This is a genomic window from Nonomuraea sp. NPDC052265 (assembly GCF_044547985.1).
Taxonomy (GTDB): domain Bacteria; phylum Actinomycetota; class Actinomycetes; order Streptosporangiales; family Streptosporangiaceae; genus Nonomuraea.
Map to the genome: position 1 here is coordinate 489,265 of NZ_JBIUBJ010000005.1, position 26,055 is coordinate 515,319.

The 26,055-nt window shown below is 71.5% G+C and carries 25 protein-coding genes; 6 read left to right on the top strand and 19 right to left on the bottom strand.

Going from position 1 to position 26,055, the window contains the following annotated elements; genetic code table 11:
- Positions 1-973: 973 nt before the first annotated feature.
- From ACIHAD_RS19310 to ACIHAD_RS19350, 9 genes are all read right to left on the bottom strand, one after another.
- A complete protein-coding gene (locus ACIHAD_RS19310; RefSeq protein ID WP_397355841.1) occupies positions 974-2,290 on the bottom strand; it encodes a lipopolysaccharide biosynthesis protein in 1,317 nt (438 codons plus the stop codon).
- Positions 2,283-3,086 (bottom strand): polysaccharide deacetylase family protein, encoded by an 804-nt coding sequence (locus ACIHAD_RS19315; RefSeq protein WP_397355842.1) that lies wholly within the window; start codon positions 3,084-3,086, stop codon positions 2,283-2,285. The genes ACIHAD_RS19310 and ACIHAD_RS19315 overlap by 8 nt, the downstream gene beginning before the upstream one ends.
- Positions 3,083-4,024, bottom strand: coding sequence for a glycosyltransferase family 2 protein (locus ACIHAD_RS19320; protein ID WP_397355843.1), 942 nt, complete (start codon positions 4,022-4,024; stop codon positions 3,083-3,085). The genes ACIHAD_RS19315 and ACIHAD_RS19320 overlap by 4 nt, the downstream gene beginning before the upstream one ends.
- An 11-nt stretch (positions 4,025-4,035) precedes the next feature.
- On the bottom strand, positions 4,036-4,869 hold the full coding sequence (locus ACIHAD_RS19325) for a glycosyltransferase family 2 protein (protein ID WP_357978338.1): 834 nt from the start codon (positions 4,867-4,869) through the stop codon (positions 4,036-4,038).
- A 149-nt stretch (positions 4,870-5,018) separates the two neighbouring features.
- Positions 5,019-6,134, bottom strand: a complete 1,116-nt coding sequence (locus ACIHAD_RS19330) for a GNAT family N-acetyltransferase (protein WP_397355844.1) — start codon at positions 6,132-6,134, stop codon at positions 5,019-5,021.
- Between the two features lie 11 nt (positions 6,135-6,145).
- The gene (locus ACIHAD_RS19335) at positions 6,146-6,514 is read right to left on the bottom strand and encodes a hypothetical protein (protein WP_357699284.1); all 369 of its coding nucleotides are present in this window, start codon (positions 6,512-6,514) and stop codon (positions 6,146-6,148) included.
- Between the two features lie 274 nt (positions 6,515-6,788).
- The gene (locus tag ACIHAD_RS19340) at positions 6,789-8,369 is read right to left on the bottom strand and encodes a sigma factor (protein WP_397355845.1); all 1,581 of its coding nucleotides are present in this window, start codon (positions 8,367-8,369) and stop codon (positions 6,789-6,791) included.
- 140 nt (positions 8,370-8,509) lie between these two features.
- Positions 8,510-10,192 carry a substrate-binding and VWA domain-containing protein gene (locus ACIHAD_RS19345; RefSeq protein ID WP_397355846.1) on the bottom strand — a complete coding sequence of 561 codons (1,683 nt, stop codon included), beginning with the start codon at positions 10,190-10,192 and terminating at the stop codon, positions 8,510-8,512.
- 224 nt (positions 10,193-10,416) lie between these two features.
- Positions 10,417-11,055, bottom strand: coding sequence for a hypothetical protein (locus tag ACIHAD_RS19350; RefSeq protein WP_397355847.1), 639 nt, complete (start codon positions 11,053-11,055; stop codon positions 10,417-10,419).
- A gap of 141 nt (positions 11,056-11,196) precedes the next feature.
- Here ACIHAD_RS19350 and ACIHAD_RS19355 point away from each other — a divergent pair, with 141 nt between their 5' ends.
- Positions 11,197-11,967, top strand: coding sequence for a DUF4184 family protein (locus ACIHAD_RS19355; RefSeq protein ID WP_397355848.1), 771 nt, complete (start codon positions 11,197-11,199; stop codon positions 11,965-11,967).
- Positions 11,960-12,772: a TrmH family RNA methyltransferase gene (locus ACIHAD_RS19360; protein ID WP_397355849.1), complete on the top strand. Its 813-nt coding sequence runs from the start codon at positions 11,960-11,962 to the stop codon at positions 12,770-12,772. Before ACIHAD_RS19355 ends, ACIHAD_RS19360 begins: the two co-directional genes overlap by 8 nt.
- A gap of 48 nt (positions 12,773-12,820) precedes the next feature.
- Here ACIHAD_RS19360 and ACIHAD_RS19365 read toward each other — a convergent pair whose 3' ends face one another.
- Positions 12,821-13,108, bottom strand: a complete 288-nt coding sequence (locus ACIHAD_RS19365) for a hypothetical protein (RefSeq protein ID WP_397355850.1) — start codon at positions 13,106-13,108, stop codon at positions 12,821-12,823.
- Between the two features lie 267 nt (positions 13,109-13,375).
- On the opposite strand from ACIHAD_RS19365, the gene ACIHAD_RS19370 reads away from it, so the two are divergent.
- Entirely contained in the window at positions 13,376-13,921 is a 546-nt protein-coding gene (locus ACIHAD_RS19370; protein ID WP_397355851.1) for a hypothetical protein, read from the top strand.
- A gap of 15 nt (positions 13,922-13,936) precedes the next feature.
- Here ACIHAD_RS19370 and ACIHAD_RS19375 read toward each other — a convergent pair whose 3' ends face one another.
- Positions 13,937-14,737 carry a D-alanyl-D-alanine carboxypeptidase family protein gene (locus tag ACIHAD_RS19375; RefSeq protein WP_397355852.1) on the bottom strand — a complete coding sequence of 267 codons (801 nt, stop codon included), beginning with the start codon at positions 14,735-14,737 and terminating at the stop codon, positions 13,937-13,939.
- A gap of 156 nt (positions 14,738-14,893) precedes the next feature.
- On the opposite strand from ACIHAD_RS19375, the gene ACIHAD_RS19380 reads away from it, so the two are divergent.
- The gene (locus tag ACIHAD_RS19380; RefSeq protein WP_358287976.1) at positions 14,894-15,085 is read left to right on the top strand and encodes a DUF1508 domain-containing protein; all 192 of its coding nucleotides are present in this window, start codon (positions 14,894-14,896) and stop codon (positions 15,083-15,085) included.
- Here ACIHAD_RS19380 and ACIHAD_RS19385 read toward each other — a convergent pair.
- Complete coding sequence (locus ACIHAD_RS19385) at positions 15,082-15,591, bottom strand: DedA family protein (protein ID WP_397355853.1); 510 nt, start codon at positions 15,589-15,591, stop codon at positions 15,082-15,084. The two genes, ACIHAD_RS19380 and ACIHAD_RS19385, sit on opposite strands and share 4 nt — an antisense overlap.
- Positions 15,592-15,758: 167 nt before the next feature.
- On the opposite strand from ACIHAD_RS19385, the gene ACIHAD_RS19390 reads away from it, so the two are divergent.
- Positions 15,759-16,274: a hypothetical protein gene (locus ACIHAD_RS19390; protein WP_397355854.1), complete on the top strand. Its 516-nt coding sequence runs from the start codon at positions 15,759-15,761 to the stop codon at positions 16,272-16,274.
- On the opposite strand, the gene ACIHAD_RS19395 is transcribed toward ACIHAD_RS19390, so the two are convergent.
- From ACIHAD_RS19395 to ACIHAD_RS19405, 3 genes are all read right to left on the bottom strand, one after another.
- Positions 16,243-19,647, bottom strand: a complete 3,405-nt coding sequence (locus tag ACIHAD_RS19395; protein WP_397355855.1) for a BTAD domain-containing putative transcriptional regulator — start codon at positions 19,645-19,647, stop codon at positions 16,243-16,245. The two genes, ACIHAD_RS19390 and ACIHAD_RS19395, sit on opposite strands and share 32 nt — an antisense overlap.
- Before the next feature lie 63 nt (positions 19,648-19,710).
- Positions 19,711-20,769 (bottom strand): YbhN family protein, encoded by a 1,059-nt coding sequence (locus tag ACIHAD_RS19400; RefSeq protein WP_397355856.1) that lies wholly within the window; start codon positions 20,767-20,769, stop codon positions 19,711-19,713.
- 49 nt (positions 20,770-20,818) lie between these two features.
- Positions 20,819-21,637 (bottom strand): PIG-L deacetylase family protein, encoded by an 819-nt coding sequence (locus ACIHAD_RS19405; protein WP_397355858.1) that lies wholly within the window; start codon positions 21,635-21,637, stop codon positions 20,819-20,821.
- A gap of 38 nt (positions 21,638-21,675) precedes the next feature.
- On the opposite strand from ACIHAD_RS19405, the gene ACIHAD_RS19410 reads away from it, so the two are divergent.
- A complete protein-coding gene (locus tag ACIHAD_RS19410; RefSeq protein WP_397355859.1) occupies positions 21,676-22,758 on the top strand; it encodes a glycosyltransferase in 1,083 nt (360 codons plus the stop codon).
- Here ACIHAD_RS19410 and ACIHAD_RS19415 read toward each other — a convergent pair.
- The 4 genes from ACIHAD_RS19415 to ACIHAD_RS19430 all read right to left on the bottom strand — a co-directional run bounded on the left by ACIHAD_RS19415 (position 22,755) and on the right by ACIHAD_RS19430 (position 25,997).
- Complete coding sequence (locus ACIHAD_RS19415; RefSeq protein WP_397355860.1) at positions 22,755-23,546, bottom strand: NAD-dependent epimerase/dehydratase family protein; 792 nt, start codon at positions 23,544-23,546, stop codon at positions 22,755-22,757. The genes ACIHAD_RS19410 and ACIHAD_RS19415 overlap by 4 nt on opposite strands.
- A gap of 30 nt (positions 23,547-23,576) precedes the next feature.
- Positions 23,577-25,040: a DUF2079 domain-containing protein gene (locus ACIHAD_RS19420; protein WP_397355861.1), complete on the bottom strand. Its 1,464-nt coding sequence runs from the start codon at positions 25,038-25,040 to the stop codon at positions 23,577-23,579.
- Positions 25,041-25,155: 115 nt separating this feature from the next.
- Positions 25,156-25,524, bottom strand: coding sequence for a hypothetical protein (locus ACIHAD_RS19425; RefSeq protein WP_397355862.1), 369 nt, complete (start codon positions 25,522-25,524; stop codon positions 25,156-25,158).
- A gap of 89 nt (positions 25,525-25,613) precedes the next feature.
- On the bottom strand, positions 25,614-25,997 hold the full coding sequence (locus ACIHAD_RS19430; RefSeq protein ID WP_397355864.1) for a hypothetical protein: 384 nt from the start codon (positions 25,995-25,997) through the stop codon (positions 25,614-25,616).
- Positions 25,998-26,055: the final 58 nt, after the last annotated feature.

The window sequence follows — 26,055 nt, forward strand, 5'->3', positions numbered from 1 at the left end:
GCGGCAGCCCCGCCAGCACCGCCCACCTTGGCACCGGCCCCACTCGCACCGGCCACCTTGGCGCCGGCCCCACTGGCACCGGCCACCTTGGCGCCGGCCCCACTGGCACCGGCCGTCTTGGCATCGGGCGCCTTGGCGCCGGTCCCACCGGTCCCACCGGACACACCGGATACGCCCGACGGGCCTTCACCCGCCGCATCAGCGGTGCCCGGACGGGCCGTACCAGCCGTGCTCGCGCCCTTCGGGGCCGCTGTGCTCGGGGACGCCGTCGGGGACGCCGTCGGGCTCGCCGCGTCCGAATCCGCTGTGCCCTTGCCGGGGGCGTCACCGGCGTCGGGGGCCGTGGGAGCCGGGCTCTTGACGGCCTGGGAGGCGGGAGCCTGAGAGGAGCCGGTGGTGGGTATCGGCATGGTCCCAGCCGTCGGCGAGCCCTTCGACGCCGAAGCCGCGCCACCCGAAGCCGCGCCACCCGAAGCCGCGCCACCCGAAGCCGCGCCACCTGAAACCGGGCCATCGGAAGCCGCTCCACCGGCGGCCGCTCCACCGGAAGCCGGGCCTCCGGGGGATGTCTCCGGGGACGCGTCCGGCGCGTGCGGCGCCCGCGCGGTGAACGCGTTGGGCCCAGCGGTCTTCGGCTGCACCTCCGCGCCACGCTCCGCGAACGCCTGAAGGGGCCCGGAAGAAGGCTCGTCAGTCGTGGGAGGGTGGCCGATGTGCACGGTTCCGGGGATGCGGAAGGCCGTCGTCGTGTCGGCGTTTACCTCGGGCGGGGAATCAGCGGAATCCGAAGAGCCGGCAGCGTCCTCGCCGGACGTGCCCTCCTGATCACCGTCGAACGTCAGCCGCGGGATCACCCCCGTGGCCTCCGGATCGAAGGGAGCCTCTGTCTCCTCCCCGGCGTCCTTGCGAACGTCGGAAGAGCCGGTTTTCCCCTTAGTCATGCCATCGCCGTCCCGTTGCCTCACGTTGACCATCATGCGGCCCCGGACGACCCCTGAGTGACAGTCGGCTGCCCAGTTTCACCAAAATTGAGAATTTTGCGTAGATTTCCGAAGATCAAAAGTGCTACCAGCAGCTCACTGAAGAGCAGCCCGTAACCGACCGCGTTCACCCCGAAGTGCGGGAAAAGCGCCACCGTGGACACCAGCACCAGCACCGCCAGCCCGATCTGCACCAGCGCCAGCGTGCGCGCGTGGCTCTGTGCCCGCAGCGCGCTCAGGTACACCTCGATCAGCACCCGCGGCAGCACGGCCAGCGCCATCAGCCGCAGCAGCGTGGACCCCTCGTCGGCGAACTCGGCGCCGAAGACGGTCAGGATCAGCGGCGCCCCCAGGATCGCCACCACGATGATCGGGGTCACGATCATGAAACCGCGCCGCAGCGCCCGCCGGCAGTTCAGGGCCAGTTTGGAACGATCGAAAGAACCCTCGACCGTCAGCGACACCGCCATGTTCATGGCCAGCAGCTCGATCATGCTGGCCAGGGTGTGGGCCATCGAGAAGCGCCCGAACGTGGCCTCGCCCACCTTGGTCGCCACGACCACGGGCACCAGGTAGACGATCGCCAGGATCGACAGCGTCCCGGGGAAGTCACCGGCCAGGAACCGGCCGATCTGCCGTAGTCCGGGCGGCTCGTGGGTGGCGCCGAGGCTCTTGACGTGGCGGGGCACCACGACGCCGAAGATCAGCCAGTTGACCGGGATCAGCGCGAGCGCGGTCGGGATCATCCACGAGACGAAGATCCCGCCGTCGGGCAGCGCACTGGCCAGCGCGACCAGCAGGCCCATCTTGACCAGGCCGAACACCAGGTTGTTGACCGGGACCCAGGTGGCCTTGCGCAAGCCGGTCAGCACGACGTCCTGGAGCGTGAAGACGGCCCACACCAGCACCGAGGCCAGGAAGAACAGCCCCGGCCCGAACCCGGCCAGCACCGAGTACGTCTTCCCCCACAGCGGCAGCGTCAGCAGGAAGCCGAGCGCCGCGACCCCACCCGTGGCGGCGGCCAGGCCGTAGCCGCGCAGGATGAGCTCGGGAGTGCGCCGCCCGGCCACCGGCAGGAAGCGGGCCAGCGCCCCCACGAAGCCCAGCGCGGTCAGCGACGCGAACAGCCGCATCGCGGTGATCACCGCCTGGCCGCGCCCGAACTCCTCAGGGGTGTAGAAGTGCGCCGCGAGCAGCCAGTAGCCCATGCCGAGGGTGCCCGTGACGACCGTGTTGGCCATCAGGGCGTAACCCTGGCGGAAGAGCGGATTGCTGAGGTCGCGGAGGATCTTTTCCCGAAGGCTAGACATTTCCGCGCACCCGCTGCAGCCCGTACCTCGTCCGCCGGACGACCGCGTACCCCTTGGTGAGGATGCGTTCGCGCAGGTAGATGAGAGGTACGGCGTTGCCTTCGACGGCGCGCCTGAACATGCTGATGGTCGTCGGCTTGCCGACCGTCAGCCGGGGGATGGCGAGCATGTCGTGGCGGTCGGCCGCGATCGTGTTGCTCACGGCGCAGGCGGCGAAGTAGCCGGCCTTGCGCACCTCGTGGCGGACCCGCGCGCTTGAGTAGCCATAGGGGTAGGCCATGGTGGCGACCGGCGCGCCGATCTTCTCCTCCAGCAGGCCCTTGTTCCTGCGCAGCTCCTGCCGCAGCTCGTCGGTGCGGAGCTGGTCGAGCTGCGGGTGGCTGTGGCTGTGGCCGCCGATCTCGATGCCGTTCTGGGCCGCCTCGCGGGCCTGGCCCCACGACAGCATGTCGTCGAGCGGACGGCCCGCGGCGTCCTTGCCGGCGTCGGACACCCAGCCGCTGGTCAGGAAGACCGTGGCCGGGAAGTTGTAGCGGTCGAGCAGGGGCAGCGCCTGGCTGTGGAAGTCGGCGTAGCCGTCGTCGAAGGTCAGGACGATCGGCTTCTCCGGCACCGTACGGCCGTCGATCTTGTTCAGCGCGGCCACCAGGTCGCCCAGCGTGAGCGAGGTGAACCCGCTCTCCGACAGGTAGGCGAGCTGCTCGGCCAGGTCGGACGGCCGGACGGCGTGCGGGCGCGTCTCGTCGTTGGGGGTGTCGCTGACCGAGTGGTACATCAGGATCGGAATGCGGATCATGAGCGTGCCACCTTCAGCCTTGCCGTGCCCACCACGTAACCCCAGGTCGTCCAGGCCAGGCCGACGACGATCGCGGCGGCCCTGCCGAGTCCGGACAGGTCGCCGCGCAGGGCGTCGCCCACCCCGCGAAGCGCGCCGAGCGGCAGCGTCTTCATGGCGTGGGCGCGCTCGCTGGCCAGCCCGTCCTGGGTGCCGACCTCCCGCGTGACCAGGGCCTTGGACAGGCCCTCCGCGTAGCACCTGGACCTGAAGTAGGCGAAGCCCTCGCGCTGCCTGGACACCTTGTGCCCGATGACCGCGCGGGGCTCGAACAGCATGACCGAGCCCGGCTTGCGCTGGCTCAGCCTGATGCAGAACTCGGTCTCCTCGCAGCCCAGCGGGCGCGACTTGCGGCCCTGCACGCTGCGGCCGATGCCGCTGTGGAAGCCGCCGACCTCGGCGACCACCTCGCGCAGGAAGGCGGCGTTGCCGCCCATGACGTTGCGGATGGGCGCGCGTACCGCGGGCATGCCGCGGTACGTGCACCCGACCGTCCAGTCGAACTCGTACGGGAACCAGCGGGGCCGGCGCTTGGACGCCCACAACGGGTCGGTACGCCCGCCCACGCCCACCACACCGGAATCCTGGAAGCCCTCCTCCAAAGCCTCCAGCCATCCCGCGTCGGCGACCGCGTCGTCGTCGAGGAACGCGACGATCTCACCGGTGGCCGTGGCCACGCCGGTGTTCTTGCCGCCGGACAGCCCCTGCTCGTGCGTGTTCTCCACCACGATGGCCTGTGGATAGGCGCGCTTGAGCTTCAGGTGCAGGTCCGGATTGTGGTCGACCACCAGGATCAGCTCGTGTGCCGGGCGGCTCTGGTTCTCGACCGACTCGACTGCCTGCCTGATGTCCTCCCAGCGCTCTTCTGTGTAGACGCAGATGACAACAGACGTGTTCACAACGGTTCCTCTTACGCGACGCCTCGGTCAGCGGCGGGAGTGGCGGTGGGCTCAGGCTGAGGGGCGGAGGGCTGGCGGCGCCACTCCTTCAGGATCGTCTTGAGCACACGGAAGCCATCTCGTACGGCACGCAGGTTGCTCTCGCCATGAATGCGGTTGCGCTCGTGGCTGGGCACCTCGTGCACCTTCAGCCCGGCCTTGGCCGCGCGCACGTTCATCAGGGTCTCGACCTCGAAGCCGTCGCAGTCGAGGTCGAGCACGTCGAGGTGACGCGCCCAGAACGCGTTGTAGCCGTAGCACAGGTCGGTGTAGCTGGTCTTGTACATCACGTTGACGATGCCGGTGAGGACCTTGTTGCCCAGGCGCCGGTTGAGCGTCAGGTCGTCGCTGCCGCCGCCGGCGGCGTAGCGCGAGCCCTTGACGAAGTCGGCCCCGGTCACGAGGGCGCCCACGAAAGAGATGATCTCGCGGCCGTCCGTCGAGCCGTCGGCGTCGATCATGACGATGATGTCGCTGGTGCACGCGGCGAAGCCGGCGGACAGGGCGTCGCCCTTGCCCTTGCCGGTCTGCGTGACGATTTTCACGTTGGGCCGCAGGCGCTTGGCGACCTCGACCGTGTCGTCGACGGAGTTGCCGTCGACGAGCACGATCTCGTCGACCCACTGGGGGATCGTCGCGAAGACGTGCGGCAGGTTCTCGGCCTCGTTCATCGCCGGTACGACCACGCTCACCGTCGGGGAAATGGCCAGGTGAGGGGTGACGGGCGTGAAGCTCGAAGGCGGCGGCATGGAACGCAAGGGCGACTTCTGGACCTTGCCGTTGTGCTTGGTGATCTCGGGACTCATGGCGAGGGATATCCTTCCGGGACCCGGCCCTGCTCACCGCCCGGAGTCATCCCCGGGTGCTGCGGGAATGGCGGAGCCGACGAGCGGTGCACTGAGGGTCCTGTGGAGTGAGGGTGTGTGCTGGTGCCGGGGGGTGGTGCCAGGAGCGCTCAGCTCGCTCCCGTTGGTTCCTTGACTACATTGGGTGACTCCTGCTGCTGCTGCATCGAGGTGCGCACCCGACCAAAGCCCTTGAGGACACGGTCGGCCGCCCTATAGAGAGACGGTCGATCCATCACGATTGTTCGAGCTTTGTTGAAAGGAGTTCGGCCCATCCAGTGGACGGCCGCTGTCGCGGACGGTCGTGAGATGCGGCCTTCGGCAACGTACAGGACCCCGCTCTTGAGCCAGTCTTTGTACTCCTTGCCGCCCTTGCCCATGTCAACCATGTGCATCCCGTCATTCGCGGCGGCCTCGGCCATCTGCAGATGGTGGACGATGCCGGGCGAGTAGCGGGCGTACTCGGTGTCGTAGGCGGGGAACCACCCTACAAGCGTCGTGGCGGTTCGGAGGCCGAAATGCCCAGCGACGGGCACGTCCCCGGCATAAAGCATGGTGAGGATGCCGGAGAAATCCGATGACTTCTCGGCATGCATCATGTCGATCAGTTCGACGATCCACGGCTGGGCGAACCGGTCCACCCGGCCGGTGCGCCGGTACTGGTCGGACTTCCAGGCCAGGAGCGTACGCAGGACCTCGGGATCGGTCGCGTTCCACTCGAAGCGCAGCCCGCCCTGCTCCCGGCCGAACTTGCGCTCCTTGTAGCGGACGGTCTTGAGGTTCTTGGGGGAGTTGGCCTTGACCTGCTCCAGCCAGGAGTCGAAGCCGGCGGTGAAGTCCATCACCGGGGCCGGGCGCACGTCGGCCTCGTACGGGGCGAACGTCGGCTGGCCGGCGACCAGGTGGTCGAAGTCGAAGACGCTGAGCTTGCAGGCGCGCAGCAGGTCCTTCGCGTCGAGCCGCAGGTCGGGGACGGCGATCAGGCCGTGGCAGGTGGTGAGGAAACCGCCGAGCGGTTTCCCGATGCCGAAGCTGTGCCGCTCGTACGGGAAGAACCCGGCGATGCGGTTGCCGTCGGAGATGACCGCCACCCTCACGTAGTCACGCAAGCGGTCCATCGCGACGGCGAACTCGACCGAAAGGAACGGGTTGTCCAGACTCGTGTCGGCCTTCTGGAGCTCGCGCCATCGGGCGCGTTCGGAGTCTCCGAGGTCTCTCGGGCGCACTACCTGGATGTTCACCTTGCCCTGGCCCCCTGTTCCGTCTGCATGTTCTTCCCCCGGTACAACACGCGAAGCACGTACATGAACCCTCCGAGCACGGCGACCGTCGCCACCCCGGCTCTGGGCGACCATGCGTTGAAGAGCAGCATGGCTTCGGCGAGGAGCACGTTCAGGACGAGGCTGGCCGCGGCTCCTACTGATAGTGCGGCAAGCGGGTCACGATCGCGCAACAGTCCCACCACCGCGGCCCCTGGAACCACCAGAAGGAACAAGGAGATCAAGAACGGGCGCAGCGGGGTGTCGAGGTCGAACAAGGCGACCACGGCCCCCGCTATGCAGGCGAGCGCCAGCAGCCATGCCAGCGCTCTGCGGTGCTTGAGCATCTCCTGTTTCTCTCCTGCTCTTTCTGGTTAAGACATGGTTGATCGATTTTCATGGGATCAACCCGTGTCCGGACACGTCAATGCCGACGCTTGGAAAGCCGTCCAGGTTCACCCGCATGGCGAAGTTTCTCCTGTGACGTCCGCCACATGACATGGTGACTCCGGGTTTCCAGGCGTGTTCCCCAAGCTAACCAGAATGCCCTATGTGGCCTATGATGTTCGAGCCAGGGTCCTGTTTATCCCGTGATGTCTGCTTTATCTGGGGAGCTGTTCGTCACCCTTGTGGCGCGGCGTCCACATTCGACGTCTGACCTTCGCTCGGCATCTCGGACGGCTCGGGAGAGGTCGTCGGCATCTCGGACGGCGGATCGGACTGCGGGGCGCGATCGGCGTTCCACGCCAATGAGCAAGTGGCGGCGCCGCCGTTGGAGGTGAACGAGACCCGGCCGCGGCCCGCGGCGCTCGGGTCCATGACGGTCACCCAGATCGACACCGAGCCGCCCGCCTTCACCGAACCGCTGGCCGGGAAGACGTCCAGGCCCTGTGACGCGGTCGCCACCCAGGAGACCGCGGCGTTGCGGGCGCGCAGCCCGATCTTGGCGGCCCCCGCGATCGAGACGGGGCACGACGTGCCGAGCCGGGCGACCGGCGCCGGCCTGCGGCGGCTCACGGTGGGCGCGGCCGGCCTGCCGCTGGGCCGCCGCGCGGGCGGCCGGACCGTGGGCGTGGGGGCCGGGGACGTCTCCGCCTCACTGGGGCTCGGCGTGGGCTCGGGCGTCAGGTCGTCGTCCGACTCCGACTCCGACTCCGGGTCCGACTCCGACTCCGGGTCCGGGTCCGGCGTGACCGGCGGCTCGACGGAGGAGAGGCCGGGCGTGGGCGTCAGGGTGAGCGCCGTCCGCGCGGTGTCGCCGCCGTTCATCACGACCACCGCCCCGGTCGCGGCCAGCACGCACGCGCCGGCCAGCACCACCGGCCCGAGGCGGCGCGGACGGCGGCGGCGCGAGCGCCGCTCGGCGACCACCGGGAAGCCGGTCCTGTCGAAGCTGTCACCGCGGTCGGTGATCAGCGTCCTGGTCTGGTCGCGCTCGGGGTTGACGCAGGTGTCGACCACCCGGCGGCGCAGCGAGAGCGGCGGGAACTCCACCGGCACCAGGTCGAGCAGGCGCGCGGCCGAGACCTGCCGGTGCTTGCCCTCGGTGCACACCTCGCACCCGGCGATGTGCCCCGACAGCCGCCGCCGCAGCAACGACGTGAGCGGCCCCTCCCACGAGTCCACCATCGCCGACAGGTCCGGGCAGTGCGCGCGGCCCGTCTTCGCCAGGACGACCGCCGCGGCGGCGTTCTCCAACTGGTCGCGGGCCCGGCCGAGCCGCGTGGCGGCCTGGCGGGAGGTCAGCCCCAGCACCGAGGCGACCTCGATCGGCGTCAGGCCGTGACGCAGCGACAGCTCGACGATCTCGCGCTCGTTCCCGCTCAGCTCGCCCCGCGTCTCGCGCACCAGCGCGGCCAGCTCGGAGTCCGGCTCCCCGGCGGGCGGCGCCTGCGTCACGCCCCCGGCGGGTGTGGCGCGATGCGCCATCCTGGCCCGGACCTGGAACCGGGTCAGCGCGTACACCCAGGCGCGCAGGCGGCCGGCCTCCTTCAGCCGCTCCACGCACCCCTGGGCGGTCACCAGGGCGTCGTGCACGGCGTCCGCGGCCGCCTCCCGGTCGCCGATCAGCGAGCAGGCGTAGTCGTAGAGCCGCTCGCCGTAGGAGTCGTACAGGTTGGCGGGAGCGTCGGTGTCGGCCCGCCGCAGGGCGTCGACCAGTTCCTGATCGTCGGCGCGGCCGACCGTCGGCCATCCAGGCACGGATTCCCCTCCCCGCGGGTGGAACGGGCGCTAGAAGCCCCCACGCGGGAGAGGACGCCGCCTCGATCGTCCAGGTTGACCGGCGCGGCCCCGGCCATGCCCAACAGGCATGACCTCGTGATTTCTGTGACGGGAGTGGCTCAGCCGTCGCAGGAGGGGGCGCAGAGCCGGCGTTCCATGCCCTGGAGGAAGAAGTCGCGGACCTGGAGCACGTCCTTGGCGATGTAGGCCTCGCCGCCGGTCGTCTTGGCCAGCGTGTTCATCTGCTTCCTGCCCGCCTCGGCCTCCGGGCCGAAGGCGATGAGCAGGATGCTGATCGGCCGCTTCGGGTTGTAGGTCTTCTTCAGGTACTGCAGGATCTGGGCGTTCGTGACGCCGCCGTCGGGGTCGTCGTTGCCGGCGCCGTCCGTGAGGATCAGCAGCGTGTTGATCCTGTCTTCCTGGTACGTCTTCGTCAGCTCGCCGTAGGCCGCCTTGATGGTGTCGTTCAGCCCGGTGTCGCCGGTGGCCTTGGCCTGGATCTGCCCGAACTGCTTGGCCAGCGCCTGCTTGCGGAGCACGCCGTCGGTCGACTCGGCGAGCGGGCCGACGGGGACGAGTTCCTTCCAGTCCTTGCCCTGTCCGTCCATGTGCGTGGAGAACGTCCACAGGCCCAGATCGGAGTCGGCCGGGAACAGGCCCAGCCCCTCCATGGCGATCTTGTTGATGGCCTGCATCCGGGTCATGTTCGTCCCGGGGACGGGCAGCGCCATCGTGCCGGAGACGTCGAGCAGGGTGAGCAGGCGGGTGCCGAGGTTCAGCCGGGACCAGGTCTGCACCATCGAGGCCACGGTCTTGGCGTCGGGCCTGGGCAGCGCCTCCGGCTTGTCGGGGACGAACCCCTTCTCCTTCGACAGCGCGTCGCCGGCCTTGCCGTCGGGACTGCGGAAGCCCGCGGCGCGCAGGATCTTCTTGGACGCGTCCGTGCCGAGGTCCTGTCTGAAGTCCGTGGCCGCCTTCTGGACCGCCGCGTCCTTGGTGACGACCGTGATCGGGTAGTCGAGGCTGAGCGTGCCCTCCTTGGGATAGAGGGCGACCACCGGGGCCTCGGGCTTCTTGGCGTTGTGGGCGTAGACGGCCTGCTCGGAGGCGACGCCGACCGGCACCTTGCTGCCCGACCTCACCGTCAGGCTGGCCAGCAGCGCCGCCGGGTCGGAGGCGAGCTGGCCGGAGATCTCCTTCAGCGCGCCCACCAGCGCCTTGTTCTGCCCGGCCTCCTTGGCCGAGGTGGCGGCGGCCAGCAGCGCGGCCAGCCCGGCGGAGTTCTTCTGCGGGTCGAGCGCCAGCACCCGGACCTTCCTGCCCGGCCCGTCGGGGTTGGCCACGTTCGCCGCCGCGATCATGCCCGCCCAGCTCGGCGTGAGGCTGCCGGACAGCTTCGCCGCGGCGGACTTGGCGGTCGCCAGCACGACGGGCGAGACGGCGACCGAGCCGGCCGGCTCCGGCAGTGCCGAGCCCGCGGGGGAGTTGCGGACGTTGCCCACCAGCAGGCTGGAGTCGGCCACCCACACGTCCGCGCCGGACTTGCCGGCGGCCAGCCCGTTCGCGGTCTTGGCCGCGCCTTCCTTGGCCACGGTCACCTCGACGCACTTGCTGTCGATCGAGTGCATGGCCTTGGTGTAGTTGGCGGCGATCTTGCTGAGCGCGGGGTGGATGTCGGGGGTGGCCACGACGCGCAGCGGCAGCTTGCCGGCCGAGCAGTCGTGCTCGCGGTTGAAGATCACGAACGCCGCGACACCGAGGAGCACGGCCAGGGCGACGGCCCCGGCCAGCGGTACGAGCACCCTGCCACGCCCGCTGACGGACCGCCTGCGGGAGGGGGGTTCCTGGGCTCGGTAGCCGCCATCGAGCTCGTCTGTCCGGTGTCGCCCCACGATGTCCTCTTAGGTGTGTTGAGACCTTCCGGAGACCCTAGCGGGAGTTGCTCCGCAATACTCCGGGAACGATACTCGGTGGGCTCTGTGTGGCAAAACCGCTCTTTTGGTGCGCCTATTACGGAGAGTGGCGCTCAATGGCAGCAGGCGTGACCGCGCCAGGCACGCGTCCCCTCACGCACCGCGACCGCCGCGAGGGCCACCGCCATGGCCGGGTCGACCCACCACCAGCCCAGCGTGTTCAGCCACAGACCGGCCAGCACGCCGGCCGCCATGGCGGCGCAGATCAGGTTCTGGGTGCCCTCCCCGGACGTCGCCGCCGACGCCAGCCGCGCCCCCAGCCGCCGCTTGACCAGTCCCAGCGCCGGCATGCTGACCAGGCTGACCGTCGTGACCACGATGCCGAGCACGGTCGGCGTGGCCCGGTGACCGGCGTCGAGGTCGTGCGCGACATGCACGACGAGGTAGGGCGCGAGCAGCCAGAAGCTCACCGCCACCGCGCGCCTCGCGGTGGTCTCGGCGTGCGGCGAGAGCGTGCGGGAGCCGGTGAAGCGCCACACCACGATCAGGCTCGCCCCCGCCTCGGCGAAGGCCGACAGCCCCCATCCGATCAGCGCGACGGAGTGCGCCGACAGCCCGGCGGCCAGGCCGAGCGTGCTCTCCACGGCCAGCCAGCCGAGCGTGGCCACGGAGAGTGCGCGCGCGGCGCGGGCGGCCCTCAGCCAGCCGGCCGTCGCGGCCGGATGCTCATGAATCCGCTGGTCAGACACCATGAACCCCCGAACTCCCGGCTATCCGGCCGTCGACAGCGTTACGTAACGTACCCATGACCCAGGGTGACCTTAAGCCCTCGGCGGCAAAGGATGTTCAAGATTCACCGGATAATGGCGGGGATCGCGTCCGGGGGAGGGATCGTGCCGTTCACGCCCAGTCACATCGCCGCCGTGCTGCCGCTGGTGGCCTCCGAGCGGGCGCGGCGCTTCGCCGATCCGTGGGCGCTCGCGCTGGGGACGATGGTCCCCGACCTGCCGATCTTCCTGCCGTTCCTGCCCGTCTACGGCGACTGGCACTCCTGGCAGGGCGTGCTCACCCTCGACCTGGCCGCGGTGCTGCTGCTCCTGCCGCTGTTCCACCTCGTGCTGCGCGACCCGCTGATCTCGCTGCTGCCGCCGTCGCCGGCCGGCCGCGCCGCGCTGCTGCGTCCGGGCCGGCTCAGGGTCCTCCCGGTGGTGGCCGGTGGTGTGATCGGCGCGGCCACCCACGTGTTCTGGGACTCCTTCACCCACTCCTACGCCTCGGCCCGCTGGGGCGCCTGGCCGGACACCCCCGTCTACGGCACGACCAGGCTGTTCAGCGTGCTGCAGTACACCTCGTCGGCCGTCGGGCTGGCCGTGGTCGTGTGGTGGGCGTGGCGCGCCCTGTCCAGGATCGAGGCGGCCGACGTGCCGGGCCGGCTGCGGCTCGCGCCCGCCGTACGGTGGGCCGTGCTGGCCGCCTGCGCGCTCGGCACGGTCGCCGGCGCCCTGCTGTGGCCGCTGGTGGACGAGCCCAACCCCGCGCTGGGCTTCAGGAGCGTGCTCACCAAGACGGGCGCCGGCACCGTGGTCGGCCTCTCGGCCGTCCTGGCCTGCTACGCGATCGTCTGGCAGGTCAGGCGGCGCATGGCAGTATCGGAAGGTGCCTGACTACGTATTCGACGCCGACGACCCCCGAATCGCCGACTACACCCGGCTGCGGGACGTCGAGCTGCGCAAGAGCCTGGAGGCGGAGCGCGGCCTGTTCCTCGCCGAGGGCGAGAAGGTGATCAGGCGGGCCATCGCCGCCGGCTACCCGATCCGCTCGGTCCTGACCACCCGGCGCTGGTACGAGTCGCTGTCCGACGTCATCGGCGACGCCACCGTCTACGAGGTGAGCGACGAGCTGATGACCGGCATCGCGGGCTTCCAGATCCACCGCGGCGCGCTGGCCTCCATGCAACGCCTGCCGCTGCCCACGGCCGAGACCCTGATCAAGGGCGCCCGCCGGCTGCTGGTCCTGGAGGACCTGGTCGACCACTCCAACGTCGGCGCGATCTTCCGCTGCGCCGCCGCGCTCGGCGTGGACGGCATCCTGCTCTCGCCGCGCTGCGCCGACCCGCTCTACCGCCGGGCCGTGAAGGTCTCCATGGGCGCGGTCTTCTCGATCCCGTACGCGCGGCTCGACGACTGGTACACCGGCCTCGGCGAGCTGCGGAAGGCGGGCTTCCAGAGCCTGGCGCTGACCCCCGACCAGAGCGCGGTCCCCATCGACCGGATCGCGATGAGCGAACGGGTGGCGCTGCTGCTCGGCGCCGAGGGCGACGGCCTGTCCTCCCACTGGCTGCACGAGGCCGACCACGCGGTGTGCATCCCCATGAGCCCGGCCGCGATGGACGCCGGTGTCGACTCGCTCAACGTGGTGGCCGCGGCGGCGATCGCCTGCCACGGGCTGATGCGCCCGGCCGGCCGCTGACCTCCCTGTGGCGGCGAGTGGGTCTGGTGGCGTCTCGACCAGCCGTGTTCAGGGGCGGTCGGTGTCCTCGGTGAGCCAGTCGGGGTAGGTGTCGATGTCGTGCAGCACCGGCTGGGCATCGACGGCGCCGCCGTTCGCGGTGATGTGCGCCTCCAGTGCGGCGGCCCGCTCCCGCGGTGTGATGAGCGTGAGCTGCCAGGAGACCCCGGCCTCCGCGGCCGGGACTTCCGCGATGTCGATCGAGGTGGCCAGCTCCGCGAGCAGGATCGTGTGCGCGAGCTCCGCGGCCTGCTCATGGCCCTCGATCGTCGTGCGGACTTCGATGAATTCCGCCATGATCTCCCTTATCGCGGAGGGGTAGATTCACCACCTTATCTGCGTGAATCGACCCTGAGATCGGCTTCGGGGGGCGAAGTCCACCTGAGTGCTGTCAGGTTGCGAGCCGCGGGTACCCGAGACCGGCCGCCTCAATCGCGATCGCACAGCCGTGATCGTGCTTCCGCCGGCCGGGCCGTCGCCTTCCGGCCGGCAGGGGACCGTCGCCCGCCGGGGATACGGCAAGATGTGATCTGCCGATCACCCAGAGCGACCGACGGAGGTCCTGTGAAGCCGACCTGGATCATCGCGGCCGCCGTCGCGGCGACCCCGCACGCATGGGCGGCCTCCCATCCGTGGACCGCTCCCGATCGCAACGCCCTGACCTGTACCGTCAGCTCCCCGGCCGGCCGGCCGCTGACCTTCAGCCCGCGCATCGGCCTGACCGCGAGGCCGGTGTCGGTCCGCGGCAACCTCCAGCTCACCGGCTGCCTGTCGGGCGACGGCACGGCCCCCTACCTGCGCTCGGGCTGGGTCACCCTGAAGAGCGTCGGCCAGGCTTCGTGCGCGAGCGCCCGGCACGTCCACGGCACGGTCCGCATCACCTGGTTCGGCCTCGACGGGCGGCCGGTCGGCACCTCGCAGGTGCGCACGCGGGCCGACCGCCTGGCCACCCAGAGCCCGGCCGACAGCTTCCTGACCGGCACGGTCGCCTCGGGGCCGCTGTCCGGCGAGCGCGTCCGCGGCGCGATCACCCCCGCCATGGGCATCCTGGCCTGCGCGACCAGGGGGCTGAGCACGTTGCCCGCGGCGGGCCGGCTCACCTTCGGCTGACCGGCGCGGGTCCCATCAGCCGACTGCGATCTGCTCGCCCGCGTAGTCCAGCAGTTGCCCGGCGGCGGTGAAGCGGCGCTCGTCCCCGTCGTGGAGCAGGACGCCCACCACGAGCCTGCCGCCGCGTTCGCCCGCGAACAGCAGGCAGTACTGCGCCGCGTTCGTGTAGCCGGTCTTCACGCCCAGCACGCCTTCCGACCGGCCGAGCAGCTTGTTGGAGTTGCGCCAGGTGTGCGCCCGGTGCAGGGCCGACTTGGCGACCTTGTGCACCTGGCTGCCCACCACCGCGCGGAAGGTCGGGTCGGTCAGCGCCCGCTGCGCCAGCTTGACCTGGTCCACGGCGGTCGAGTAGCCGCCGTTGGCCGGCGTGGGCAGTCCGTCGGGGTTGGTGTAGCGGGTGTCGCCGAGGCCGAGCGAGCGGGCGGCCCGGTTCATCTTGGCCACGAACGCCGTCTTGCCCGGCCCGTACTTCCTGGCCAGGGCGTTGGCGGCGTCGGCGCCCGAGGGGAGCATGAGGCCGTACAGCAGGTCCCTGGCCGTGAGGCGCTCGCCCTTCCGCAGGCCCGCCGTGGTCGCGCCGTTGCTGGTCGCGTGCTTCGTGTCGGCGGCGGTGACCGTGATCGGCTCGTTCAGGCGTCCCTCGCGCAGGACGACGTAGGCCGTCATCACCTTGACCAGGCTGGCGACCGGCATGCGCCGGGTCTCCCGCTTCCTGAAGTGGATCGTTCCGTCCGAGTCCACCACGTACGCCGCCCCGGCCTTCACGGTCGGGACGTCGGCGGCCCGCGCGGCGGACGCCGGGTAAGAGATCCCCACAAGCAACGCGAGTACGGCAGAGCCGATGAAACCCCCAATACGCATGCCAGACATGTTCGCAGGAGATCAAGGGTTGGTTTGCGAAACTCGGCCGTAAGTGGCCCCCGGTTGGGGGTAAATGCTTGATAGATCCGACATCTGCGGGGAGACGAGGCCGTGGCAGGCAGGTTCATCATCAGTCAGGACGAGCGGGGCGCGTTCCGTTTCGCGCTCGTCGCGAACAACGGGCAGACACTGGCGGTGGGCGAGGGGTACCCGAGCAAGGCCGCCTGCGTGAACGGCATCGAGACCGTCCGCAGGAACGCTCCCGAGGCCGCCATCGACGACCAGACCCCGGCGACGATCTAGGACGAGGCCGGCGCCCTACGCCGGCGGCGGACGAAGAACCAGGCCACGCCGGCCGCGACCGCCACAAGCAGCACCAGGGCGCTGACGGGCGAGTGGGCGGCAAGCTCCAGCCAGCCCCACACCAGCGCCGTGAGCCCGAACCACCAGATCGGCGCCCAGGTCAGGCAGCCGAGCGCGCTCGCCACCACGTACCAGGGATAGGACACCCGCAGCGCGCCCGCCACCCACGGCAGCGTGTGCCGCAGCATGGGCACCCAGAAGCAGCCGTAGACGGCCAGTGCGCCCCACTTCTCGACGACGCCCTCGATCCGGGCGACGCGCTCGCGGCCGAGCCGCACGCCGACCCGCGACTCGTAGAGCTTCTCGCCGAGCTTGCGGCCGACCCAGTAGTAGACCTGGAACGCGCCGAACAGGGCGAGGATGAGAACGGCCCCCACCAGCCAGTACGGCAGCCCGAACCAGAACGGCCGGGCGGGATCGGGGAGGGCGGCAGCCGCATGCCACATGAGCCCGCTCACCCCCACTCCAACACCTTAGGTCAGCCTTACCTTAGTCAAGGAAGAGGCATTCCGCCACATCAGCTTGCAAGGCCAGGGCACCGGCTGCAAGTAGCCGACAACCACCCCTCAACCATCCCGCCCTATACCTGAACTGAGCAAAAGGGGTGTTGATCATGTCGTCGAGAAGCGCAGTGGTCCTGGCAGGCGGTACCGCCAACGCGGTCAAGCTCTTCGTGGCGGCCCTCGCCTTCACCAGTGCCTACGCCGGCTTCTCCGCCCACAGCAGCGCCGGATCGGCCACCGAGCCCGTGCGGACCGTCACCCTGTCGGCCCGCGAGCTGCCCATCATCGCCCCCGCCCAGCAGAGCGCCCCCGTCAGGGCGGGCGAGATCGCCCTCAGCGCCCTGACCGACGGCACGCCCGGCTGCGGCAAGACGTTCCTGGCCCGCGGCCTGCTGGTCAACCCGCGGCCGGGGGCGACGGTCCTGTACCGCTGGAGGCTGGCGCGCTGGAGCCCGGCGGCCAGGACGTGGCGCACCTACCTGGCGGACCACTCCGGGTTCGCCGGCGGCAGCCGGAGCGTGGAGTGGCAGCCGCAGATCTCGGGCAACCCCGGGTGGTACCGGGTCGAGCTGATCGCCCGGCCCGGCGGGACCGTCATGAGCGAGCGTTTCCAGGTGAGCTGCTGACCGAGCGCCGCGCCGCCTCGACCCAGCGCGGCACGCCCACCCGCTGGGCCACCTCCAGCGCCTTCTCGTAGTGCGCGCGCGCCGCGTCGGGCTGGCCCAGCCGGATGGCCAGGTCGCCGAGGGTCAGCGCCACCGGCCACAGCGCCACGACGCCCGTGCCCGCGCCGGCCACCCGGTCGGCGAACGGCTTGAGCTTGTCGTAGCAGTCGACCATGCGCTCGCGGTCGTCCAGCAACATGCCCGCCAGGGCCCGCCAGGTCATCACCAGCTCGTAGAGGAAGTCGGGCCGGACCGGCGGGCGCGTCGCGGCGACCGCCCTGGCGTCGTTGAGGTGGCCGGCCGAGGCGAGCGCGAGCGCGTAGGCGTCGAGGGTCCACTTGGCGCCGCGCTGGTGGGCCGGCGCCAGCAGGTCGACGGTCTCGGCCGCCCGGCCGTCGACCAGGTGCAGGCAGAACGTCGTGATCAGCGGGAGGTCCTGGCGGCCTTCGAGCATGCCGGCCCGCGCGGTCATCCTGGCGGCCTCGCGGTAGGTGCGTTCGGCGCCCGCGTAGTCGCCGGAGATCATCAGGCGCTGGCCGGCGTACCAGACGACGACGGCGGCGGGGGCCGACAGGTCGTACTGCTTGGCCAGGCGGTCGGCGGCGGCGGCGTGCTCGTCGGCGGCCGCGAACTCGCCCCTGGCCGCCGCGCACTCCAGCAGCACGAGGTGGGCCAGGGCCTGCGTGGCCATCTGGCCCGAGCGCTGGGCGACCTCCAGCAGCTCCCTGCCGATGCCCTCGCGGGTGTCGACGGCCGGGATGTCGTAGGACTGGCGCAGCCGGCCGCTCAGCGCCGCCGCGATCAGCGTCGGGTCGCCGCTCTGCCGGGCCAGCTCCAGCGCCTCCAGCGAGGCCTGCCGCCCGCGCTCGGGCGAGGAGGAGCCCTCCAGCTCCAGCGCCAGCGTGGTGAGCAGGCTGGCGCGCAGGCGCTGTTCGCCCGCGGGCAGCTCGATGAGCGCCTGCTCGGTGACGTCGACGATCTCCCACGCGGTGCGGGTGAAGTCGCGCGCCATGCCCTTGTGCGGCACGGCCAGCGACGCCGCCACCTTCGCGGTGATCTCCAGGTCGCCGAGCGGCAGCGCGGCGTCCATGGCCCGGCGGCGCAGCAGCCTGGCCGCCGTCATGTCGCCGCACAACGCCAGCGCCTTGATCTGCCGCAACATCAGCCGCAGCCGCTCCTTGGCGCGCGCCGGTTCGGGCTCGCGCCCCTTCTCCTCGGTACGCGGGCCGCCCCGGTCGAAGGCCGCGATGGCCTGCTCCCACAGCGTGGCCGCCTCGCGGTGGGCGAAGCGGCGCTCGGCCTGCTCGGCGGCCAGGCCCGCGTAGTGGACGGCCTTCTCGGCCGCGTCGGCCAGGAAGTAGTGGTGGGCCAGCGCCGCCACGTCGGAGGACGTGCGCTGCTCGATCACCGCGGCGACCGCGGCGTGCAGCCGGGTGCGGCGCAGCCGGGAGGCGTCGGAGTAGATCGTGTCGCGCACCAGGTCGTGGTCGAAGCGCAGCAGCCCCGGCCCCGGCTCGGTCACCAGCCCGGCCAGCAGCGCGGCCTCGACCGCCTCGATCACCGCGTCCTCGTCGCCGGCGACCGTGACCAGCACGTCGAGGTCGACGTCGCGGCCGATGACCGCGGCCTGGAGCAGGATCTGCTGGGCGCCCGCGGGCAGCCGCGAGATGCGCCGCCGCAGCACGTCGCGCACGCCCGAGGGCACGCGTGAGAGCACCTGCGTGGCGCTGGCCCGGTCGGCCGCGCCCTCGGCGTCGAGCAGGCGCACGGTCTCGCGCACGAAGAACGGGTTGCCGCCGGTGCGCTCGACGATGGACTCGACCGCGTCCTCGTCGATCTCGCGTACGCAGGTGGCCTTGACCAGCTCGGCCACGGCCTTGGGGTCGAGGCCCGACAGGCCCACGCGCAGCGGCTCAAGACGGGCCAGGGCGGCCAGCACGTCGGACTGGCGGTCGTCGAGCTCGCTCTCCCGGCACGTCACGACGAGCAGGACGCGGCTGGTGGCCAGCAGGCTCGGCAGCGCGCGCAGCAGGGCCAGCGTCTGGTCGTCGGCCCAGTGGAGGTCTTCCAGCGTCAGCAGCACCGGCGCCCGACGGGCCACGCCGGCGAGGTAGCCGCCGACCGCGCGGTGCAGGCGGAAGCCGCCCGAGACCTCGTCCTCGTCGGGATCGGGGGCGGTGTCGTCGAGCAGGGGGGCCAGGAGCTGGGCGTACTCGCCGGCGCCGGTCGCGCCGGTCAGCGAGCGCAGGATCTCCACCCAGGCCCAGCCCGGCGGGGTCGCGCTGGAGTCGGGGCAGGCGCCGGAGGCGGTGATCCAGCCGTCGGCGCCGAGCCTGCCGTCGAGCTGGCGCAGCAGCGTGGTCTTGCCCGCGCCGGCCACGCCGGTCACGATCGAGACCTGGAAGCGGCCGGTGCGCGAGGCGGCCGTGGTCAGCCTGGCCAGCTCGGCGTCGCGGCCGACGAACGGCTCGGGCTCCAGCGGCGGCGGCTCGACGTGGGCGGCGGCCGGGCGCGGCGGCCAGGTGTCGGTGACCGGGGCGGACCTGGCCGGGCGCGGCGGCGCGGCCAGCTCCAGCTCGGGGGACTGGGCCAGGATGTCGGACTCCAGCTTGCGCAGCGCGGGGCCGGGGTCGATGCCCAGCTCGTCGGCCAGCATGTTCCTGGCCCTGCGCAGCGCGGCCAGCGCGTCGCCCTGCCGGCCGCAGCGGTAGAGGCCGAGCGCCAGCAGCCGCCAGCCCTCCTCGCGCAGCGGGTGCTCGGTGGTCAGCGCCTCCAGGTCGGGCACGGTCTCGGCGTGCAGGGCCAGCCGCAGGCCGGTGTCGGCGTGCCGCTCGCGGGCCACCAGGCGCAGCTCGGCCAGCCGGTTGACCTCGGCCTCGGCCCAGGGCTGGTCGGCGAAGTCGGAGTAGGGGGTGCCGCGCCACAGCCCGAGCGCCTTCTCCAGGCGGCCGCGGGCGGACTGCGGGTCGCCCTCTTCCAGGTGCTCGCCCGCCGCCCTGACCAGTTGCTCGAAGCGCAGCGCGTCGACCTGGTCGGCGGCCACGCGCAGCGCGTAGCCGGAGGCGACGGTCACCAGCAGGCGGTTGGGGCCGCCGCGCGGACGGCCCGGTTCGAGCACTCTGCGCAGGCGGGAGATGTAGACCTGGAGACCCGACTGGGCGCCCTTGGCGGCGTCGTCGTCCCACAGATCGTAAAGAAGCGTGTCAACCGGCACGACCTGACCTCTGGCCACGAGAAGTCGGGCGAGGACGGCCCGCTGCCGCAACCCGCCGAGGTCGAGTTCGTCGTCGTGTTCGTACGCCTCGACTGGCCCCAGAACCCGGAACGCCACCATGTCAGCCGCCACGCTATGCGGGCTTCCGAATGGCGCACAAGGTGTTTGATGGCTTTGGGATTGTCACTGGGGGGCCTTCGAGATCGCTGACGGGGGCTCCGCGGCGGCGTTCCGGCCGTTGCGCCTGCGCAGAAGCGCCCACGCGCCCAGCGCGAGGCCGCCGAACGGGATCTCGATAGTGTAAGTCCAGAAGCCGAAAAGTAGTGCTGTCGCGACCGCCGGAGTGCCCGGCACCCCGAACGTGATCAGCAGCGCGGCGACCCCGCTCTCCATGATCCCGGCCCCGCTGGGGGTGACCACGGCGCTGGTCAGCACGCGCGACAGCGCGAAGACGGCGATCGACTGGGCCAGGCCCGGCCAGGCGCCGGTGGCCCACATGCAGGCCGCCATGATCGCCCACTGGAAGCCCAGGAAGAACACCATGCCGAGCGACAGGCCGAGCGAGCGCGTACGGACGATCTCCGCGGTGTCGGCGCGCAGCCGGTGGAAGGCGTCGGAGGCGTGCACCTTCAGGCGCAGCAGCCGGGTGAGGCCGTCGAGCGCCCGGCCGAGCACGGCGGCGGCGCGGTCCCAGTAGAGGGCGACGGCCACGATCACGCAGAGCGCCAGGATGGAGATCGCGCCCGTCCAGCCCGCCTTGACGAACGTCGGGTCGAGCACCTCGCCCGCCATGAGCAGCGCGATGATGCCCACGGCCGGCAGGATGAACCTGAACAGCGTGTTCCAGATGCCGCTGACCAGCGTCATCACCACGATGGGCCGGTTGGCGAAGCCCCAGCCCCTGGTCATGGCGAACGACAGCGCCACCCCGACCGCGCCGCCGAACGGCAGCAGGTTGCTGACCGCGCTGCCCGCCGCGTTGAGCGTCAGGCCCTGGAGGTTGGTCAGCCCCGGCAGCGAGTTGGTCAGCACGAACGTGTACGCCAGCAGGCTCAGCAGCCACAGGGCCGTCATCAGGGCGATCTGGCCGACGCTGAGCGCCCCGAAGACCGCGCCGATCTCGTGCCAGGAGACCGGCTTGCCGGTGAGCGTGCGCACGATCTGCGGCAGGTAGACCACGAGCAGCACGGCCAGCCCGAGCGACAGGACGGACAGGGCGATCTGGAGCGGCTTGTTCTTCATCGCCCACCAGTCTGACGGGTCGCCGGAGCGGGCACGTCACCCCCAGGTGCTACTTCGGCCATGGGTCGAAGGGGTGGGTGAGCCGGGTGCCGGGGGGCAGGTCGCGGCGTACGAACCATTCGGTGCCGAAGACCAGCCGGTAGAGCGGGCCGGGGACCTTCAGCATGACGGCGAGGGTGCGGTCGCTGTCGCCGCCGCTGGCCTGGGAGGCGTGCGCCTCCATCGAGGCGCGCTTCTGCCGGGCGTACCGGCGGACGTTGACCCGGTGGGTGATCGTGTCGCTCGCCGAGTACGCGCTCTCGAACGTGCGCACGTCGAACTCCGGCGGGAACTTGTACACCCGGCCCGCCATGCGCAGCAGCCGCACCAGCGGGTCGCGGTTGACCGTCGCCTCCAGGACGATCGGCGTGCCCGCGAGCTGCGCCGCCCGCTTGCCCACCCGGTGGACCTGCACGTGGTCGGGGTGCCCGTAGCCGCCGGCCGGGTCGTAGATCGACAGCAGGTCGGCCTTCTCCTCCTCCAGGATCGCCGCCAGCGCCCTGGCCGCGGCCTCGGTGTCGGCGTCGATGAAGGCGTTGTCGGGCCGCTCCTCGGCGATGCCGCCCTTGGGGCTGAGCCCGGAGTCGCCGTAGCCCAGGCACTCGACGCGGGCGCAGCCGAGCAGCGCGGCCGACTCGTAGAGCTCCTTGAGCCTGGTCTCGCGCAGCTCCTCGCCGGGGCCGATCTCGGCCAGGCCGCGTTCGCCGGCCGTCGCGACCACGAGCACGACGCGGTGGCCCTCGGCCGCGAGCATCGCCATGGTGCCCGCCGTGAGCAGGGCCTCGTCGTCGGGATGGGCGTGGAAGAAGACCGCGGTACGTGGAGGCACACGCCCAGATTAGTCTGGGAGGGGTGCGGATCTTTCACGTGAGTGACTGTTACCTGCCGAGACTCGGGGGGATCGAGGTCCAGGTGGCCGACCTTGTGCGGGCTCAGCGCGAGGCCGGGCACGACGTGCTCGTGGCCACGGCGACCAGGGGCGAGGCGCTGCCGGGCGTGCGCAGGGTCGTCGCCAGGATGCCGTTCGACCTGCCGGTCCATCCGTTCGGAGTGGGGCATCTCACTCGGGGCATCTCCGTCGTCCGGCCCGACGTGGTGCACGTGCACACCGGCGCGGTCTCGCCGTTCGCCTGGATGGGGGTGCGGGCGGCGCGGCGGGCCGGGGTGCCGTGCGTGGTGACCGTGCACAGCATGTGGGACCCGGTCACGCGGGGGCTCTACCGGCTGCTGCGGCTGGCGTTCGGCTGGCAGCGCTGGGGGCTGGTGGCCACCACGGTGAGCACGGCGGCGGCGGTGCCGATCAGGGCGGTGGCGGGGCCCGGCGTGCCGGTGCGGGTGGTCTCCAACGGCCTCGACCTGACGGGCTGGGCGCCCTCTCCCGGCGTGCCCGCCGCGCGGGCGGAGGCGCACGTGGTGGCCGTCGGCCGGCTGGCGCCGCGCAAGCAGCCCGTACGGCTGCTCAGACTGCTGCTGGCCGCGCGGGCGCGGGTGCCCGCCGAGATCCCGATGCGCGCCACGATCGTGGGCGACGGCCCCGCGCGCGCCCGTATGGAACGTTTCCTGATCAAGCACGGCATGACCGGCTGGGTGTCGCTGCCGGGCCGCTACACGCGGGAGCAGATCGCCAAGGTGCTGGAGTCGGCCGACGTCTTCGTGGCCCCCGCGGCCAGGGAGTCGTTCGGCCTCGCGGCGCTGGAGGCGCGGGCGGCCGGCGTGCCGGTGGTGGCCAGGGCCCAGAGCGGCGTCGCCGACTTCGTCAAGGACGGCACCGAGGGGCTGCTCGGTCGCACGCTGGACGACCTGGCCGGGGCGGTGGCGAGGCTGTGCTCCGACGCGGGGCTGCGCCGGGCGATCGCCGCCCACAACCGCTCGACGCCGCCCGTCGCGGGCTCGTGGGCCGGGGTGCTGGAGGGGTTCGACCGGGCCTACGAGCAGGCGATCGCGCGTTAGGCCAGGCCGCCCCTGCGCAGCGTGTACTCGGGCGAGGCGAAGTCCCCGCCCTGCGGGGTGCCGTCGGTGAAGAAGGCGCCCGGCGCGCCGGTCACGCGGGCGGCGTACGACTCGGCGTCGTCCTCGGGCTCGTAGCCGAGTTCGGGGGAGAGCAGCCAGAAGCCGCGGGTGTTGGCCGAGACGGCGTAGGCGGCCAGGAAGCGCAGGCCGGGCGTGGTGACGGCGGCGTGTACGAATCCGGCGCAGTCGCGGGGGCTCAGCCAGGTCGCCAGGTGGCGGACGTCCCGCGGCTCGGGCTCCAGGCTGCCGATGCGCAGGCAGACCACCTCAAGGCCGAACTTGTCGGTGTACAGGCGGCCGAGGGCCTCCACGGCGGCCTTGCTGACGCCGTACAGGCCGTCGGGGCGCGGCGGCAGGTCGGCGGAGATGGTGGTGGTGGCCGGGTACATGCCGGTCAGGCGGTTGCTGCCGGCCAGCACCACGCGCGGCACGCCGGCCAGCCGGGCCGCCTCCAGCACGCGGTGGGTGGTCAGCACGTTGCCGTCGAGCAGGTCGGGCAGGGGCGCCTCGTCCGGCACGCCGGCCAGGTGCACGATCGCGTCGGCGCCCTTGACCAGCGCCACGGTCCCGGCCAGGTCCGACAGGTCGGTGCGGACGGCCTCCTCGCCTGGCCCTGCCTCCATGGGCACCCGGTCGGCCAGGACGAGCCTGGTGGCGGACCGGCGGAGCCGTTCGCGTACGGCGCCGCCCACCATGCCGGCGGCGCCGGTGAGCACGATCATTCCCATGCCGACATTCTGCGGCATCGGCGGGTACGGTCAGTTCCGCCGGAGCACGACGTACCCGTCGCGTTCGAACACCTTCGTGTACCCCTCGCCCTGGAGCTGCTCGACCCGGTTGCGCTGGTCGTCGGCCGAGCCGAACGGGAACTCCCAGCGTGCGGTGTCGGCCACGATCCACGGTGCGCCGCGCGGGGCCGCGCTCCACAGCAGGACGGTGGTGCGCGAGCTCAGCGCCGGGCCGACGGAGTTGACCGCCTCGACCGTCACCCCCGAGGGCACCCTGCTCACCGCCTCGGCCGCGGCGGCGGCCTTGTCCTCCTTGTAGAAGGCGGGATGGTAGAGCTGGTCGAGCGCGAACCTGGGCACCAAGGTGAGGGCGACGGCGCAGGCCCCGGCCGCCCAGGCCAGTTCGAGCCCCTGCCGGTCGGCGCGGCCGGTCCGGCGCAGCAGCCTGGCCAGGCCGTCCACGCCTGCGCAGAAGAGGATCATCACGGTGAACGCGCTGTACTGGAAGTCGGCCTGCCACCACTGGGGGCGGTCGGACAGCAGCCGTTCGAGCACGTGCGGCAGCGCCGCCAGCGACAGCGGCGACAGCAGGCACAGCAGCAACGTCGGCCAGACCAGCAGGAACAGCGTGTCGACCTTGGCCTCGTCGCTGAAGGGCAGCAGCAGGGCGGCGAGCGGGTCGCGCAACATCGCGAGCAGCGCGGCGGGCGCGTCGGGGCCGAGGTGGCCGTAGGCCCAGAAGTCTTTGCTGTCGCCGCCGAACGAGGTGATCAGCAGGCCGCGGACGAGCGCGACGGCCCCCGCGCCGATCAGCGCGGTCACGACGCCGCGCAGGCGGTCGCCGACGACGAACAGGTACAGACCCGCCCCGATCACCAGGAGCCCCATGTCCTCCTTGACGAGCAGGAGCCCGAGCATCGCCAGGAACGCCGGCAGCACCCGCCCGGCGTGGTAGCGCTCGATCATGATCGCGGTGAGCAGCGGGACGAACATCACCTCGTGCGCGTCGAAGGCGACGGCCTGGGCGATCGGCCACGACAGCGCGTACGCCACGACGACCAGGTAGGCGGGTACGACCCCCAGTGCGCGCCGGGTGAACAGCCACAGGAACGGGATCGCCCCCGCCAACAGCAGCGCCTGGGCCACGATCAGCGACTCGGGCCCGTCGTGCACCCAGTAGAACGGCGCGAGCAGCGCGTAGATCGGCGAGAAGTGGTCGGCGAGCTGGAGGTAGTCCGTGCCGCGCTCGTGGAAGACGCCGAGCACGGGCACGTACGGCGGCCGGAAGCGGGCGTAGTTGCGCACGGCCTGATCCACGATCACCAGGTCGAACGTGGTCGCGCGGAAGGTGGCCAGCTTGACCAGCCCCAGAACGGCGTACGCCACCGCGGCGAGCAGCGCCAGGGCGCCGACTCGCTCACGGTGGCGGAAGCGCACTCTGGCGGGGAGTGCGGTGCCTGCCGAGGGCCGTGCGATCACCGTGTCGTCCGTCACGGCAGCAAGCGTAAAGGCGTCATCCGGTCCTGTCCGTTCCCCGTTCCGGTGGATCGGATGACGCGGTCACCGCGCCGGCCTGCCCCCCGCAGGCGGTGCGGCGACCGCGGACCGGTCAGGAGCAGGCGGCGGTGATCTTCGTGGTGAAGCCGCTCATCTTGCCGCTGAACTCGGTCGTCTTGCTGATGTCGCCGCTCTGCAGGCTCTCGAAGCCGGCGGCGAAGTCGTTCAGGGCGGCCGCGACGTCGCCGTCGTACTTGCCGGCGAGCTCCTTGGTCTTGGCGGCGGCGGCCTTGGAGGCGTCCCCGACCGCCGTGGCGTCCGTGGCGTTCTTCGTGATGGCGCCGCTCCACTCGGTGGTGATCTTCGAGAGCTCGTTGACGGCGGTGTTGCAGTCAACGGCCTGGCCGACACCGCAGGCGGTGGACAGTGCGGCAAGGGAGATCGTCGCGACTGCGAGGGCGAGTCGGCGAGGGGGAGTCATTTTTGGTGCCCTTCGTTGGTTTTCCGTACGAGGAGGACATTAGCGATCTCTGCTTGATCGCCGCTTGCATGCCACTAACATTCCGGCCGTCAGTTCGGCGTAAAGCCGCGCAGCAGCACCTGGACGACCTCCTCGGGGCCGGGCATGGGCAGGTCGAGCATGCCGCAGTAGGTCACCAGGCCCGCGAACAGGTCCGTGAGGAGCCACAGGTCGGCGTCCTTCACCACCGCGACCACCTCGCTGACCCGGTCCCGCCGGGCCGTGATGATCGCCGGACGGCGGGAGCTGTGCGGGCTGATCCCGGCGGGCGCGGGCAGGCTGCTGTGGTACGAGCGGGTCAGGGCGCGGATCGCCCGGCGGCCCGCCATGATCGCCGGTACGGAGGTGACCAACAGGCAGAGCTCGTTCGCGGGCCTGCTCCCCGACTGGATGGCGACCGGGATCCACGCGGCGTCGCCGCGCGGCTTCAGCACCTACCTCTTGACAGCCTCGTGAAGGCCGCCGGACGATGTCGCATATAGAGCAACTCGG

Bases quoted from the DNA above. Each gene is read 5' to 3' on its own strand.
- ACIHAD_RS19395 (WP_397355855.1), bottom strand. From the start codon at position 19,647: ATGGTGGCGTTCCGGGTTCTGGGGCCAGTCGAGGCGTACGAACACGAC.
- ACIHAD_RS19390 (WP_397355854.1), top strand. From the start codon at position 15,759: ATGTCGTCGAGAAGCGCAGTGGTCCTGGCAGGCGGTACCGCCAACGCG.
- ACIHAD_RS19400 (WP_397355856.1), bottom strand. From the start codon at position 20,769: ATGAAGAACAAGCCGCTCCAGATCGCCCTGTCCGTCCTGTCGCTCGGG.
- ACIHAD_RS19335 (WP_357699284.1), bottom strand. From the start codon at position 6,514: ATGCTCAAGCACCGCAGAGCGCTGGCATGGCTGCTGGCGCTCGCCTGC.
- ACIHAD_RS19425 (WP_397355862.1), bottom strand. From the start codon at position 25,524: ATGACTCCCCCTCGCCGACTCGCCCTCGCAGTCGCGACGATCTCCCTT.
- ACIHAD_RS19385 (WP_397355853.1), bottom strand. From the start codon at position 15,591: ATGTGGCATGCGGCTGCCGCCCTCCCCGATCCCGCCCGGCCGTTCTGG.
- ACIHAD_RS19315 (WP_397355842.1), bottom strand. From the start codon at position 3,086: ATGATCCGCATTCCGATCCTGATGTACCACTCGGTCAGCGACACCCCC.
- ACIHAD_RS19325 (WP_357978338.1), bottom strand. From the start codon at position 4,869: ATGAGTCCCGAGATCACCAAGCACAACGGCAAGGTCCAGAAGTCGCCC.
- ACIHAD_RS19350 (WP_397355847.1), bottom strand. From the start codon at position 11,055: ATGGTGTCTGACCAGCGGATTCATGAGCATCCGGCCGCGACGGCCGGC.
- ACIHAD_RS19365 (WP_397355850.1), bottom strand. From the start codon at position 13,108: ATGGCGGAATTCATCGAAGTCCGCACGACGATCGAGGGCCATGAGCAG.
- ACIHAD_RS19415 (WP_397355860.1), bottom strand. From the start codon at position 23,546: ATGGGAATGATCGTGCTCACCGGCGCCGCCGGCATGGTGGGCGGCGCC.
- ACIHAD_RS19310 (WP_397355841.1), bottom strand. From the start codon at position 2,290: ATGTCTAGCCTTCGGGAAAAGATCCTCCGCGACCTCAGCAATCCGCTC.